This is a genomic window from Mucilaginibacter sp. Mucisp86, from assembly GCF_047324315.1.
In the GTDB taxonomy this organism is placed as follows: domain Bacteria; phylum Bacteroidota; class Bacteroidia; order Sphingobacteriales; family Sphingobacteriaceae; genus Mucilaginibacter.
Map to the genome: position 1 here is coordinate 5,875,353 of NZ_CP168503.1, position 14,119 is coordinate 5,889,471.

12 protein-coding genes are annotated in these 14,119 nt (G+C 40.6%); all 12 read right to left on the bottom strand.

Going from position 1 to position 14,119, the window contains the following annotated elements:
• Nucleotides 1-33: 33 nt before the first annotated feature.
• Nucleotides 34-2,685, bottom strand: coding sequence for a non-ribosomal peptide synthetase (locus ACEN9X_RS24580; RefSeq protein ID WP_413667641.1), 2,652 nt, complete (start codon nucleotides 2,683-2,685; stop codon nucleotides 34-36).
• A gap of 58 nt (nucleotides 2,686-2,743) precedes the next feature.
• Entirely contained in the window at nucleotides 2,744-3,961 is a 1,218-nt protein-coding gene (locus ACEN9X_RS24585) for a glycosyltransferase (protein WP_413667642.1), read from the bottom strand.
• A gap of 64 nt (nucleotides 3,962-4,025) precedes the next feature.
• Nucleotides 4,026-5,243 carry a glycosyltransferase gene (locus ACEN9X_RS24590; protein ID WP_413667643.1) on the bottom strand — a complete coding sequence of 406 codons (1,218 nt, stop codon included), beginning with the start codon at nucleotides 5,241-5,243 and terminating at the stop codon, nucleotides 4,026-4,028.
• 13 nt (nucleotides 5,244-5,256) lie between these two features.
• A complete protein-coding gene (locus ACEN9X_RS24595) occupies nucleotides 5,257-6,600 on the bottom strand; it encodes an oligosaccharide flippase family protein (RefSeq protein WP_413667644.1) in 1,344 nt (447 codons plus the stop codon).
• Between the two features lie 10 nt (nucleotides 6,601-6,610).
• Complete coding sequence (locus ACEN9X_RS24600; RefSeq protein WP_413667645.1) at nucleotides 6,611-7,225, bottom strand: acyltransferase; 615 nt, start codon at nucleotides 7,223-7,225, stop codon at nucleotides 6,611-6,613.
• A gap of 4 nt (nucleotides 7,226-7,229) precedes the next feature.
• Nucleotides 7,230-8,741, bottom strand: a complete 1,512-nt coding sequence (locus ACEN9X_RS24605; RefSeq protein WP_413667646.1) for an O-antigen ligase family protein — start codon at nucleotides 8,739-8,741, stop codon at nucleotides 7,230-7,232.
• A gap of 28 nt (nucleotides 8,742-8,769) precedes the next feature.
• Nucleotides 8,770-8,907 (bottom strand): hypothetical protein, encoded by a 138-nt coding sequence (locus tag ACEN9X_RS24610; RefSeq protein ID WP_167667979.1) that lies wholly within the window; start codon nucleotides 8,905-8,907, stop codon nucleotides 8,770-8,772.
• Between the two features lie 45 nt (nucleotides 8,908-8,952).
• Nucleotides 8,953-11,118, bottom strand: coding sequence for an exopolysaccharide transport family protein (locus tag ACEN9X_RS24615; protein WP_413667647.1), 2,166 nt, complete (start codon nucleotides 11,116-11,118; stop codon nucleotides 8,953-8,955).
• Between the two features lie 3 nt (nucleotides 11,119-11,121).
• The gene (locus tag ACEN9X_RS24620) at nucleotides 11,122-11,805 is read right to left on the bottom strand and encodes a TolC family protein (protein ID WP_413667648.1); all 684 of its coding nucleotides are present in this window, start codon (nucleotides 11,803-11,805) and stop codon (nucleotides 11,122-11,124) included.
• Between the two features lie 4 nt (nucleotides 11,806-11,809).
• Nucleotides 11,810-12,898 (bottom strand): sugar transferase, encoded by a 1,089-nt coding sequence (locus tag ACEN9X_RS24625; protein WP_413667649.1) that lies wholly within the window; start codon nucleotides 12,896-12,898, stop codon nucleotides 11,810-11,812.
• Nucleotides 12,879-13,265 carry a response regulator gene (locus ACEN9X_RS24630; protein ID WP_413667650.1) on the bottom strand — a complete coding sequence of 129 codons (387 nt, stop codon included), beginning with the start codon at nucleotides 13,263-13,265 and terminating at the stop codon, nucleotides 12,879-12,881. The genes ACEN9X_RS24625 and ACEN9X_RS24630 overlap by 20 nt, the downstream gene beginning before the upstream one ends.
• Nucleotides 13,266-13,703: 438 nt before the next feature.
• Nucleotides 13,704-14,087 carry a VOC family protein gene (locus ACEN9X_RS24635; protein WP_413667651.1) on the bottom strand — a complete coding sequence of 128 codons (384 nt, stop codon included), beginning with the start codon at nucleotides 14,085-14,087 and terminating at the stop codon, nucleotides 13,704-13,706.
• Nucleotides 14,088-14,119: the final 32 nt, after the last annotated feature.

Below are 14,119 nucleotides of genomic sequence, written 5' to 3' on the forward strand. Positions count from 1 at the left end.
CGGCTGGTATTGTTTACGGGTAAATACAGGTACTTAGTTGTTTGCTACCCTGTCCAAGCATTTCTGCAGTACTTCGGCAAACTCCTTGTCATTTGGCGGAGCAAATATGGTATTATGCTCACCAGGAATCTCATGTACATTTACGCCTTTCAGAGCAAATGGCTTCCAGCCTAAAAACTCAAAATCCTCCATATAAAAAGTTCGTTTTTGGGCCCTGAACAAATCGAGCGTTATGTTTAACGGCTTTAGCACATAGTTGCGCAATGCTTTTTCACTTGCCTCGTCAATCTCATTATCATAGGCAAAAAAGCCTTCCCGCTTTTGGTTAGGTTTAAATATTTTCCAGTAAAGTTTTATCATCTGACGTTTAAGCATTAGCCCTTTGTATTCGATGGTACGTTTAGGGTCTTCGGCTAATAACACAAAACTGTGGGCAAGTTGCTTGGCTCGTAAGGCAGTCTTATCAACTATCTTTTTAGCCGCGCTGTCATTTATATCCGAACGGTCGGCATAAGTATCAAACATGGCCACCATTTTTACCTCTTTGCCGGCAGCAATGAGTTGGTTTGCCATTTCATAAGCAATAATACCACCTAATGAATAGCCTGCCAATGCGTAAGGGCCATCCGGATTTTTGGCTACGATCTCGGCTATATAATTAGCCGCAATTTCTTCCATTACATCCAATGGTTCATCTATACCATTCAGTCCACGTGCCTGTAAACCGTAAACCGGTTGCTCTGCATCCATATTCATGGCAAGGGCATTAAACAACAATACGTTTAAACCGGCTCCGTGCACAATATACAATGGCATTTTACTGCCATTAGGCTTAATAGGCACAAGAGATTCCCAACTGATCACTTCGTTGCCCTCAAGCCTTGCTGCCAGTTTTTCGATAGTGGCGTGCTCAAACAAAGTAGCAAGCGGCAAACGTTTTCCGGTTTCCTGCTCAATAGCAGCCATGATTTTTACAGCAACTAATGAACGACCGCCCAGTTCAAAAAAGTTATCAAGGATACTGATCTGCTCGATCCCCATATTCTGCTGCCATATTTTGGCCACCAGCTTTTCATTATCGGTACGTGGGGCAACAAATTCACCCTCGCGATAGATAATGTTGTAATCTGGCTTAGGTAGTGCTTTGCGATCTATTTTTCCATTAGGGGTAATAGGTATTGCGTCCATCACTACAAAATCATCAGGGACCATATATTCAGGCAATACAGCCAGCAGCCCTTTTTGCCATGCATCAAACTGGTTCTTAAGATCGATCCCTTCTTTTGGCTCGGGTGAAATTACATAAGCAACCAGGCGAGGCATCCCTGGTGTATCTTCACGGGCAATAACTACCGCCTGTTTAATATTATCCTGCTTTAACAGGTTTTGTTCAATTTCTTCCAGTTCTATACGGTAACCGCGTACCTTAACCTGGTGATCAATACGACCAAGACAAAGAATTTCACCATCCTGCCTGATCTTGCCCAAATCGCCTGTGCGGTACATGCGGGCACCCTCAACCGTTGAGAAAATATCTTTAACAAAACGCTCTGCAGATAGCTCTGCACGGTTAAGGTACCCAACGGCAACACCATCACCGCCTATATAAATTTCACCAATTGAACCATCGGTAAGATTATTAAGCGCTTCATCTAAAATATAGATCTGGGTATTGGCAACAGGTTTACCAATGGTAATATCTTCGTCACTGGTGATCTGTTTTATGGTTGAGTAAATGGTGGTTTCGGTTGGGCCATACAGGTTCCAGATCTCCTCACATTTCGGCAAGAGCTGTGTAACAAGGTCTTTCGGGAAAGCCTCACCGCCACAATATACTTTTAAAGGTAATTTGCTATCCCAACCCGATACCAGCATCATACGCCAGGTGAAAGGAGTGGCCTGCATTACTGTTACATCTTCTGCTTTTACCAGATCAACCAACGCGCGACCGTCTTTTGCCGTAGCTGAATCTGCTAACAAAAGTTCGGCGCCGGTTATTAATGGTAAATAGAGGTCTAACCCGGCAATGTCAAACGATATGGTAGTTACCGCCAATACTTTATCGGCGGTGGTCATGCCCGGTACCTTTTGGCAGCTTAATAAAAAGTTGATAAGGTTAAAGTGGCGGATCTGTACGCCTTTAGGTTTCCCTGTTGAACCTGATGTATACAGGATATAAGCAAGATCTTCTCCGCTTACACCGGTTTCTGGCTCTGTAGCCGGATATGAAGGGAATTTCTCTAATGCGGCCTCAATTAAAACCTCAATTGAGTTTGCAGCAAAATGATTATGATATTTTTCGGAGGTAATCAGAATTTTGGCTGACGAATCTTCAAGCATAAATTCGATACGATCCTTCGGATATTCCGGATCAAGTGGTACGTAGGCTGCTCCGGCTTTCATAACAGCTAATAACGATATTACCATTTCGGGCGAACGGTCAAGTGCAACACCGGCAACATCACCTCGTTTAAGCCCCTGGTCAATCAGGTAACCTGCCAGTTTGTTGGCCGCTTCGTTGAGCGCTTTATAGGTTAAAGTGCGCTCATGAAATTTTAGCGCAATTTTATCCGGGTACTGATGAGCTGCAGCTGCAGTTAAATGGATAAGTGCCTTTTCTTTGGGATAATCTACAGCGGTATTGTTTAACATGCTTATAACGTCGGTATTCAGAGGGGCGTCCATAATTTATTTTATATGCTATATAAATTCCTGATTCAATTAATTATCAACGTTGTTTCCGTTATTTAACTGCAGTAGCCTGGTCATTTACGGGTTCTGCGGGAGCGTGATCGTGCGGCGTATGAATAAACTTTTTGTTTGCTCCTTTCAGTTTGAACAACAGCAGGAACATGGTGAAAAATATAAGTGGCAGTTTAAGCATAGCTTCTAAAAGTTTTCCGTTGTAGAACGATGTCGGTATGGCAACTATGATACCAAGGTAACAAGCCACAGTTGCACCAAGCCATAAATGCCAGTGCGGGCCAATACCCGGAGTGAAAAAAGAGATCAGCAACATCAGCGGCATCAGGCCAAGCATCAGCACGCGCGGCAGGATAGCCATCTGGTAAATCTCATTTACATAATCAAAATTGCCTCGAAAAAACTGGGCAGGTGCTGTAGCTCCGTACTTTTTAAGCAAGTTAAACTGCGCCGAAAGCCAGCGTTTACGCTGCTTTTCAAATACAGCCGGGTTACTTACTTTTTCATCATATATGTATGCTTTTTCGGCATAAGCAACGTGTATCTTGTCGCGGGTAAGCAGTAGTCCCATTTCTTTATCAAAGCCACCTACAGCGTCAATACGCGACATTACATTCACAAAAAGCTTATATTCCAAAGCCATTCCTGAACCAATGATGGCTGCCGAAAATTTAAATAACTGTTGTGACTTTCTGAAAATGTGATTGTTAACCTCTTCGCTCACAGCATCAAGTATGGCTACCTGCGTATTTGAATTTTTTGCTACGCGATGGCCTTGTACCACAAGGTGGCCTGCCCGCAGATAATTATTGATCTGGTGCAGATAATCAGGTGCGGCTATATTATCAATATCAAAAACAACGGCGGCATCATAGCCGGCAGCTGTGTTTTCAATAGCTTTATTTAACGCTTTTGATTTGGTACTGGTTTCAAAAACTACTTCAACCACCTGCAAAGGCATCTGCTTTAATTTAACAATGGTTTCAGGTTTCATGGAGTCGGCAATAACACAAACCGTAAACCAATCTTTAGGGTAATCGATGGTCAGCGCTGCTGCTGCCGAGTTTAAAATAATTTCATCTTCCTTATAAGCGCAGATGTAAACGATGAATTTACTGAGCGCTTTTGCTGGAGCTGGCTGCTTAATGGGGATTAATTTCCCCAACACGGAGAACACAAACAGGTACAGGCTATATACACCAAGGTATATAAATAATAGAATGGCGATAACAGATGCAATGAATTTGATGATTTCCATGTGTTTTTGATGATAAACCCCGTTTTATAATTAATTATAAGTAACAGATGTGTTTCTCTAAAAATTAACCTTTCTGCTTATTATTCAAATTTGTTGCCAGCAGGCTCTTGATCTCTGTTATACGGTGCTCCCATGTATTTTGTGCTGCTACTTTTAATCTTTTTTGCTGTAAAAAAGGGGTGTCATTTAAAGCCAGGTTAAGGGCGGCGGTAAATTCATCTGCATTTTTGCAGATGTAAACCGTATCGCCGGTAAATTCTTCCAGATCTTCGTTGAAATCCGTGATTACAACCGGCCGGCCGGAGCCCAGGTATTCAAACAATTTAAGTGGAAAAATTGAGCTGCTAACATCATCCTTTTTAAAGGGGATGATGGCAACATCAAAGCCTTTGAGTACGGCAGGTAACAGCTCATATGGTACTGCACCCTTTTTGAAAATATTAGGAGCGTTAAAAACGGTGTTGTTTTCGTAATCAATAGCAACGGGGCCCACAAAAACAAAGTTTTTATCGGAGTTTTGCTTCAGTAATTGTGTTATCAAATCATAATCGATACGGCGTTCAATATTGCCAAAATAGCCAATGACAGGCTTTTTGACATCGGCCAGAATCCCAGCCACCGGCAAAGCCGGGTCAAGCGCTTTTTGGCTGTGACTGATGTTGGCGGCGTTAGGAACAAAATACGAGTTAGGATTAAGCTTTCTTTTTGTGTTGCTCAACTCCTTGCTGGTACTGATCACCATGTCCATATCTTTTACCAAAATATCTTCGGATATGAGGCCGTGGCGGGTTTGGTATTCCTCAATCAAAGGGTCAACACAATGATAAACCTTGAGCAGCGGTTTTAACTTCAATAACCGGTGCATGGTTGGGTAATAAAACGCATACGAGTTGATGAAGATGTAATCCTTTATCCCGAGGTTTTTAATCACCTTATTGAGCCGGTTTGCTACAATCCTTTCGTTTATTTTCAGGGCTTGGCGGTATATAGCACCTTCTGGCAACGAATTGATTGAGGGTACAGGAGGAGTAATGATGATCTTTAAATTAGGGATCTCTGTTTGTATAAAACTATCCTTCGGCGAAAAAAAGTGCGGCTTGCGGGTATTATAACCAGGGGTATTTTTAAACTGGATATAATCTTTCCAGGTATAAGGCCTGTCAACATAATAGACGTAGTTATCCTTAGCCAGATGTTTGGCTATGGTATAGTTAGTTGATTCCAGGCGGCTATCAAACTGCATTTGCGATAATATAACGATATGCCGGTTCTTTAGCTCCATATGATATAGCTTGTTATTCGGTTAATTGTTTTCCTTTGATTTTGCTCAGCACAAGTCCTATCAACTCTTTTAGTTCGATGTAACCTAAAACAAAGATGTCGGATATTTTAAATTGCAGGTTTTTCTTTAATGCCCAATAACCAAATATTGCCCCGGTAAAAAATGTGAAGATAGATGCAATAGCAACTGCGTAAAGACTGTGGAACACAAGGATACCCGTAAAATCGCCGATTACGTTAACTGTCAACATCAGGAATACCTTGATCATGTTAAGATGGGGCTTATTTATGATATCAAGCGTGATCCCAAAAAACCTGTCGATAGGTAGCAGCATCACGTAGCACATGAAAATCCTGAAGATATTCCCCGCATCGGAGTGTTGGTATTTAGCACCGAATAGCAAACCGATGATAAGATCGGCAGCGACAAAACAAAACACAGCAATAGGGGTGAGCGCTATAGTAAGCATTCCTGCATACTTTTTCATAATATAGCTTACATATTTTTGGTCGCCCCGTTGTATAGCTGCCGACATAACAGGTAAGGCAGTGGAGATAAAAGCTCTTAATGGGATTTCAAAAATTTCCATCAGCCTTTGCGGAATATAGTAAACAGCCAGCAGATCAGGGCTAAACATAGGTTTTACAATCAGTGTGTCAGAACTTCTGAGCAAGTATGAACTTATTGACGTACCTACACTGTATTTGCCAAAATGAGCCATTTGTTTTATAGTATCCCTGCTTTTATTTGCTATGTTTTTTACTTTGGCCCAGCCAATAATAATACAAATAAGGCTGCTTAACAGGCTTGCTGCAAAGTAAGAGTAGATAGTTGTTTCAAAGTTTGATTTTCCTGCTATTGCTACACAAACCACAAGTACGAGGAAGCCCCCCTGGTTCATTAACTGGAGAATGAACATCTTATCAAAACGTTCTTCAGCCTGCAATATCCAAAGGCTTACGGCCGATGGAAGCGTGCAAAAATAAATGAGACTGAACCATTTAAGCGTAATGGCTATATCGGCCCCCGGGTTTCTGTAGATAAGATAGATCAGCAGGTTTACAATGGCAAATACCGAAGTAATGATAAAGCCCAGGTACCAGGTTGATCCCGATATATTTTTCTTCCTTTCGGGTGTTGATCCTGCATAGAATTTAATGAGGGATGTTTGAAGGAAGCCGGTGCGGAAGGTGTCTGCCAGTGTAAACACGATGAGGAAGAATACGTAGTTGCCAAAGTCGGGTTTACTTAACCGGCGGGCCAGCAATGATAGTATCACCATCCCCAAAACCGGCAAAACCGCATTGGTCGCCAATGAAAGCGTGTGTTTGTTTATTAGTTTTTTAAATAAACTCATGTATTTTGTTTTACGCTTTCTCCCAGGTTTGTGTTGTGAAATTGTACTGTTTTATTACTTTGGCCGGATTGCCAACGGCTACCGAATAAGGCGGAATATCCCGTGTTACCACGCTGCCAGCTCCGATAACCGAATGCTTGCCTATAGTTACACCGGCGGTTACCACGCAGTTAGCGCCTATCCATACATTATCGTCAATAGTGATTTGTTTAGTGGTAACTTTTTGATGGCGTGGCGGGATACTTACATCCTGGTAACCGTGATTAAGACCGGAGATAACAACGTGCTGGGCCGTCATACTGAAATTACCTATTTTAACCGGGCCGATTACAACAGTGCTGATACCAATGCCAGATCCTTCTCCAATAAAAACGTCGCCAACACCATTATTAATCACAGCAAAATCCTCTACGATGCTTTTTGCGCCAAGTGAAAACTTATTGAATGGGAAAAGGTCCATCCGGGCGTTGTTCCTCACTACGCTTCCTTTACCACGTTCGTGAAAAAAGCGGTTAAGGATAAGCCTTACCCATAGCCTTGGCCTCGATTGGCCCGGTGGGATCAGCATCCAGTGGACTAATTTTTTTAATTTCGGATTTGATTTTATGGATGATACAAATGACATCTGCTTAGTTAATTAGTATTGCACCTGTACTGTTCTTTTTTTTTAATTGCTCCTGTTCCTGATCGTCAATTCGTTTGCATACTACAAGAATGGATATGGCCAGGTAAAACAGGATGTTTGATGGGTATTGAACGAGTGCCTGTTGTGGAAAGTTACCTATGTTGAACGCAAAAAGGATCAGTAACATTGCCAGGCAGTAGTTTTTGAGTTCGGGGTTTTTGATACTGAAATAAAAGTTGATCCCGGTTTTAAGTACAACAAAAAACAGCGTACAAAAAAGAAGCAGGCCAACCCAGCCCATCTCGACAGATACGCGTACGTAGCCGCTATCGGGAGGGAATTTAGCCAGCATAGAGTTTGGCGAAAACTTTCGGCCCCAAACCCCTACAGAACCTAAACCTCCGCCAATAGGGTGGGAGAGGATAAACGGTTTTATTTTTTTCTGATTTTCGGCACGAACGTTATAAGAGGGGTCATCGGAGGGATTGAACGCCGTTTGGAAGCGCTTAATTAATGGGTTTGACGTTGGCATCACTATTAAAACACCAAGCATTGCACCTGCCATAAGCGTAAAGGTTAAAACCCGTCTGTTAAAATTTAAAACCGCCAGCATTGAAAGCGCTCCCGGCACTAATACATAAGCGGCCCTTGTACCGGAGTAGAGCATCACATACAAGAAAAAGCCGGCGATACAACCAAGGATTACCTTGCGCTTAAGCGGAAGATTCCCCATAATAAGCACAATGCAAAGCAGCGCACCAATAACCATGTTGTATGAAAACGTAACGGGGTCCGAAAAGATACCAAACTTACGCATGTGTCCGTTAATAAATAATAAACTTACGCGAGTTGGGTCAGCATACAGATACCTGTGTTCAAATGGGAAAAAGCCAATGTTTTCTTGTTGGAAGGCAGAGATTCCGGCCAGTATATCGAGGAAGATCCAGAGCTTTAACAACTTTTTAATAAACTTTATCGTGCGGATCTGGAAAACAAAAACATAGTACATGAGCATAATAAAGCCTATTGTACGCACAGTATATATCCAGGCCAGTCTTGATTCGGCGGATGGATTTACAAACTCAAGCATATTGTAGGCCAGCCACACTAATATCATGTAACTGATTGGGTTTTTAAAATAAGTCCAGTTTCGTTCGGTACGTTGTTTAATAAAAAAACCGAGGATGAGCAGGTACGTTGTTACGTCCATCAAGGTACCAATGGGTACCTGATCGGGTAAAAATTCCGAAACGTAACCGATAAAAAATGCCGCAATGATCAATGCACAGATCCCGAATTCGGGATAAACAGTAATGGCAAATACTATTGGCAATCCTATAGTTAACGCCAACACAGCACCCACGCCTATAAATTCAAGTTTATAGGTCAAAAAGCTTATGGCAAGTGAAGTAATCAGCAGGAAAAACAAGGCAAAAGGATGCGAAAACTTTTGGATTAAAAGGTTTTTCCAAAAGTTTCGCTTAATGTCATTATTGCCTGTTTGTTCATTTCGCATAAGGTAGAATAGAAATGCTTTTTTAAATCTACAGGAACAGGATCTTTACCGCCCATACAAACACACCGATAAATGCAAATACTATAGCCGCCTTACGTGTTTTTTTTTGCAGGGGACTTAAATCTTCAAACGGATCCTTTTCCGGTTTTGGAGGGTCTATTCTCATTTTAAGTAGTATTATTATTTAAGGGTGCTTCGCGGCGCCGGTTAATTAAGAACTTTTTTCTTTTTTCTGATTGTAATCAGTTTTATTGAGTACCCAACCCGCAAACCTGTTTTCCAATCCTTTTAAATAGGCAATGTATTGCTTTTGAGCGTTGATTATCTTTTTATTAGCCTCAAATACCGCTATCGTTTTATTAGCAAACAATAACCACTCTTTTGATTTATTAAGTGCAGTAAGCGGAGCAGTATCAATGATCACAACATCATATTTGGAACGTAAATCATCAAATCTGCTTTTTACAAATTCTTCGCTGCCAACTTCAAGCAGGGTTACGTCTCCACCACGGTTACCTAAAACAGTGGTGTTTGAACTGCTGAGCTCTTGTTGTCCCAACGGGTTGTTTTTAAAATAATCTTCCAGGTAAGTTTGTGGCTTGGCCGTATTGCTGATGGTGGCGTTATTAAAGTTACCGTCAATTAGCAGCACCCTCTTGTTAATCATAGAATAGGAGTAAGCCAAGCTTATTGCAAGAAGGGTTTTACCCTCAGACGGTTCAACGCTTGTTATGGCTAACACTTTTTCGCCCTTTAATTCCTGGTCAATTTCAAATCTTATGGAGCGTAACAGCTCCTTAAAGGTCTTCATTTTCTCGCGGTGTTCCACGTCCCAGAGCTTGCGCAAGTCGAGGTTTTCACCGCTGATCTTATTTAAATAGCCCAATAACGGTAGTTGCGTTTTATTAACCAGTTCGGTAGGGGTTTTAATAGTATCATCAATATAAAACAACACAAACAGCCAAAAAACGCAGGCAAATAAGCTGCCTATACCACTCAGAATAATAAGCAGCATTTTTTTAGATGGCTGCGCTACATCAGGCTGGGCCATTTCAACCTGGATGAGTTTTATCGAAACGCTTGAGCGCAGGTTGGTTTCATTGTATTTGTTTAATACATCAAGATATTCTTTACCTGCAATGTCAATATCAAAGTCGTAAGTTTTTACTTTGGCATCAAACGGAACTAATCGTGAAAACTTAGCATTTAGATTTGCTAACTCATTTTCTATTGATTTGACACTATACTTGGCCAAATCGCGCGAAACCTCAAGCGTAAGTTTTTGTTTGATCTGGTCGTCTTTAGCTATGAGCGGATTGGTAATGTATTTATCAGATGTTAAGTTAATCTGATTTGCAAGTTGTTGCTGTAAGGAGTCAATCGATTCTTTATATTTGTTATTAAATCCGCTTCTTACATACTGATCTTCAAGCGTATGCAACTGGTCCTGGGTAGAAATAATAGCCTGGTTGTATTTGTTGGTTACAGCCTCAACATACTTCCGGTCATCGGGTGTGAACTTTTGGTTGATAGCATCAATAGCACCCTGGTTCGCTATCATATCTTTTTCGGCCTGCAACTTTTTGTCGTTGTAAACCATAATCTGGCCAAAAATAGCCTTTGACTGCTCGTCAAGGTTCAGTACGCCATTTTCAATTTTATATTGCTGCAATTTGCCGGTTTGATCGCTGAGGGCTTTACGTTTAGCATCGAGCAGGTTAGATAAAAATGTTACCGCGTTTGATTCGTTTTGTTTTACACTTTGGGTGTAATAGTCAATAAACTGTTTACACAAGGTGTTTACTACAAAGGCAGAAAGCTGAGGGTTTTCTGAATCAAAGCTCACAGATATAAAATCACTGTCTTCGTTACGCATAACCACCAGGTCTTTCATGATGTTACGCTCATCGTATCTCATTGATCTGAGCAGTCCTACAACAGAGTTTTCTGTTTTATCATAAACGGATAACGGCTCGAGGGTAGCAAATTTCTTTTTTAAAATGCCTAACACGTTGTCCTTTTCATACGAGTGCAGTTCAAGTAATTCTTTACTTGGTTTACGAAAAGGATAAGGATCCGTGAGGTCATGGATCATGAGCGAATAAGAAACCTGGTCAATAAGTTTCTTTAGCTTCATGATGGCTATCAGGTTGCTGAATTCGCGATAAACCTGCTGCTCCTGTACATTGGCCGTAGCATCTTTATCAAGAAGGTGCCTCGATGCGTCAATAATACCGGTAGCAATTTCAGCATGCGACTGATAATTATCGGGCAGATTTTTTACCAGGAAAAACGATGCAATAACCGCTACAAGCGGTATTATAATCAGTGTAGTTCTGTATTTCTTTAGTAGCGTGAAAAAATTGCCTATCTCCATCGTTTACTTAACGTCTTCTAATTTAGTACCCAATAATTCTTCAAGATTGGTCTTGGCTGTAAATGTCGCTAATTCGGCTTGTACTTTAAAAGAGTTTTGGTTGTATAAACTGTTAAGTTGTTCGTTATAAATCTGAAAAGTTGTTTCACCTTTTTGGAATGCATATTTTAACTGCTTAACCGCACTTTCGGCATCTATTACAGCATTGGCCCGCAACCTTAAATCGGCTTGTGCTGCAAGATAAGCAAAGTAATAACGCTTAACCTGTGCCTCAAGGGTTAACATATATGCTGCCTGCTGGTATTCAGCCGCTTTATAAGTTTCTTTTGCCTGGCGGATAACCCCTGGTCTTGAAAACATTTGGCCTATATTTAATGATATGGCTATCTGGTAGCCTTTAAATATTGTTGGCTGCGAAATATTGATTGATGTTTGCGGGCTATAAATGTAAGATGCCGTTACGCCTTCAAGCCATGAAAATACGGTTGAATTATAAAGCCCTTTGGCCGCATTTACCTGGCTTTGGCGTGCTTTAACTTCAGGATAATTCTTTTTGGCAGTCGCTATCAGTTTTTCAAGATACGGATAGTTAACGTCGTTTATAAATGAACTTTGCTGCGCTTGTACGCGGCTGGAAAAAAAAAGAACGATTATAGAAAGATACGTGAGCTTTAGTTTCACCGACATAGAGTTATACTTTTTCTTTTTGGAATAGGGCAGGTACGGTACCTACAATAATTTTTAAATCTAACCAAATAGAGTATTTCTGAGCATAAAAATTATCTAATTTTTTCCTTTCACGTTCAGACATGTCTTCTTTACCGCGTTTGCTGATCTGCCATAAACCGGTTAAGCCTGCAGGACCAAGGAAACGCATCGACCATTCATTTGAGGTAAGCATCTCAGCCTCATACAACGGCAAAGGCCTGTTGCCAACTACCGACATATCGCCACGCAGGATATTGAACAATTGAGGCAGTTCGTCTAAACTTGAGTTGCGCAGGAAGTTGCCCAGTTTGGTAATACGCGGATCGTTCTTGATTTTAACAAATGCTACTTTATTATCGCCGCCTTCTGCTGCATACTGGTTGTTTTCGGCAGATAATTTTGCAAGCAACTGGTCAGCATCGGTACGCATCGACCGGAATTTATAAAAATCAAATACCTTATAACCCGTACCAACGCGTTTGCTTTTGTAAAATACCGGACCTTTTGAATCCAGCTTAATCAAAATGGCGACTAAAAGCATAACCGGCGATAAAACCAGCATCATACCACCCGAAATTACAAGGTCGATGAGGCGTTTACCTGCAGGCATTTTATAGGCAGTATCAACAACCTTTGACAATTCAAGTAATTTGGGTTTTATCAGTTTAAAACGTACCAAAAAGTTGAGCCGCTCACGCAGATCGCTTATAGAAAAGGGCTCTCCATAAAAATCGTGTACTTTCAGCTTAATGGCTTGTTGCTTTAAGGCTTTATCATTTCTTGATGAAAGCAATACGATAATCAAACCGTTTAACAGGAAGCTGCTCTTAACTTCTTCAACCAATTTGATCCATTTCCCTTCTGTATCAACTTCAACCAAAATAATATCAGGGACAGACAAAATAGATTGCTCACCCAGATAATCATTAAGCTGATCAATGGTATTGTTGTACGCAATTTTGAAGCCTTCGTTTAAGCCATTCGAGATTTTTTCCTTGAACTCGCTGCCGGCATAAGCTATCCTGATGTTAGAACCTGAGCTTTCGTTCCAATCAGATGTTTGATGATTCATAAACTTGTAAAACTTGGTTAATGGCTGTTTTTAATGCGGTTGGATTAAATGGCTTGTGTATGTGAGCATCAACCTTAAAAGGCATGGCACTTACCTGGGTGTCAAGATCATGGGCGGCGGAAAGTAATATTACCGGAATGTCGCGGTAAAAACCGCTGATCTTAACGTTTTTTATAAATGATTGCCCGTCGAAATAAGGCATCTGAAGATCGGATATGATCAGCTCGGGCATATTGCCATCCTCAAGCCAGCTAAAAGCTTCTATACCGTTATTTTTTACTACGATATCATATTCTTTTGAAAGGATAAAGTTGAGCAGTTTTAATATGCTCAGGTCATCATCAACTATAAGTAGCGTTCTTTTCATGCTTAATTTAATTGGGGTTATTTAATAAGTGAGAAGCAATTATATTGTTAATCGGTATGTTGATTTAATTATTGTTTGTTGTAAATTTTTGATATATCGCAAAATATAAACTTAATAAATATTATTAATGAAAAAGTAAATGAATTTATGAGTTATTTTAACTAAAAGCTAAGTATAAAATAAATAGCTTCACAATTGCCGCTTTTGTTTTTCATTTAATTATATGCAAAAAACATTCCTGAAATAAAAAAAGCCACAATCAAAGGTTCGATGGGCTTTTATACGGGTAATACACGAAATAAGTTGTAAAAAAACTGAGAAATTAACGGAAAGTTAATAATTAGCCGAGGAATTTATTCCCACGGCAGGTAGCCGTTATTCCCCAAAACGGGATTTATTTATTCCCCCTTATTTGACCCCGGCTACAGGTGCACAAGGTTACTTTTCTATTATGGATAAAAAATTCCCCGCGGGGTCCTTAAACCAGGCTATCTTAGGTCCGCCGCTCAGGAATACTCCCTTTTCGTTTGTCTTAAAATTTTCCTGATCGTAAATTTCAAACTTAACTCCGCGGGCGCTGAGCTCGTCTACAGTTTTTTCTACATCATCAACCGGGAAATTCAAAATAGTAAAGGTTGCAGGCACATGATTGGGCTTGGTGTATATCAATATGGGAGTGCTGCCTGTTATATTAAGGTTAAGTAAGCCCTGCATATCAGGCAAATCACTTACGCTTAAACCAAGTACATCAGCATAAAACGCTCTGGCTTTGGCTGTATCATCTACCGAAAATCCGCTAAATGCTTTGCTGTCTTTTAACATAATAATTATTTATATTAATGTATTACCTTGCC

Excerpts from the sequence above, each read along its gene's own strand:
- ACEN9X_RS24580 (WP_413667641.1), bottom strand. The coding sequence starts at position 2,685 with ATGGACGCCCCTCTGAATACCGACGTTATAAGCATGTTAAACAATACC.
- ACEN9X_RS24585 (WP_413667642.1), bottom strand. The coding sequence starts at position 3,961 with ATGGAAATCATCAAATTCATTGCATCTGTTATCGCCATTCTATTATTT.
- ACEN9X_RS24590 (WP_413667643.1), bottom strand. The coding sequence starts at position 5,243 with ATGGAGCTAAAGAACCGGCATATCGTTATATTATCGCAAATGCAGTTT.
- ACEN9X_RS24595 (WP_413667644.1), bottom strand. The coding sequence starts at position 6,600 with ATGAGTTTATTTAAAAAACTAATAAACAAACACACGCTTTCATTGGCG.
- ACEN9X_RS24600 (WP_413667645.1), bottom strand. The coding sequence starts at position 7,225 with ATGTCATTTGTATCATCCATAAAATCAAATCCGAAATTAAAAAAATTA.
- ACEN9X_RS24605 (WP_413667646.1), bottom strand. The coding sequence starts at position 8,741 with ATGCGAAATGAACAAACAGGCAATAATGACATTAAGCGAAACTTTTGG.
- ACEN9X_RS24610 (WP_167667979.1), bottom strand. The coding sequence starts at position 8,907 with ATGAGAATAGACCCTCCAAAACCGGAAAAGGATCCGTTTGAAGATTTA.
- ACEN9X_RS24615 (WP_413667647.1), bottom strand. The coding sequence starts at position 11,118 with ATGGAGATAGGCAATTTTTTCACGCTACTAAAGAAATACAGAACTACA.
- ACEN9X_RS24620 (WP_413667648.1), bottom strand. The coding sequence starts at position 11,805 with ATGTCGGTGAAACTAAAGCTCACGTATCTTTCTATAATCGTTCTTTTT.
- ACEN9X_RS24625 (WP_413667649.1), bottom strand. The coding sequence starts at position 12,898 with ATGAATCATCAAACATCTGATTGGAACGAAAGCTCAGGTTCTAACATC.
- ACEN9X_RS24630 (WP_413667650.1), bottom strand. The coding sequence starts at position 13,265 with ATGAAAAGAACGCTACTTATAGTTGATGATGACCTGAGCATATTAAAA.
- ACEN9X_RS24635 (WP_413667651.1), bottom strand. The coding sequence starts at position 14,087 with ATGTTAAAAGACAGCAAAGCATTTAGCGGATTTTCGGTAGATGATACA.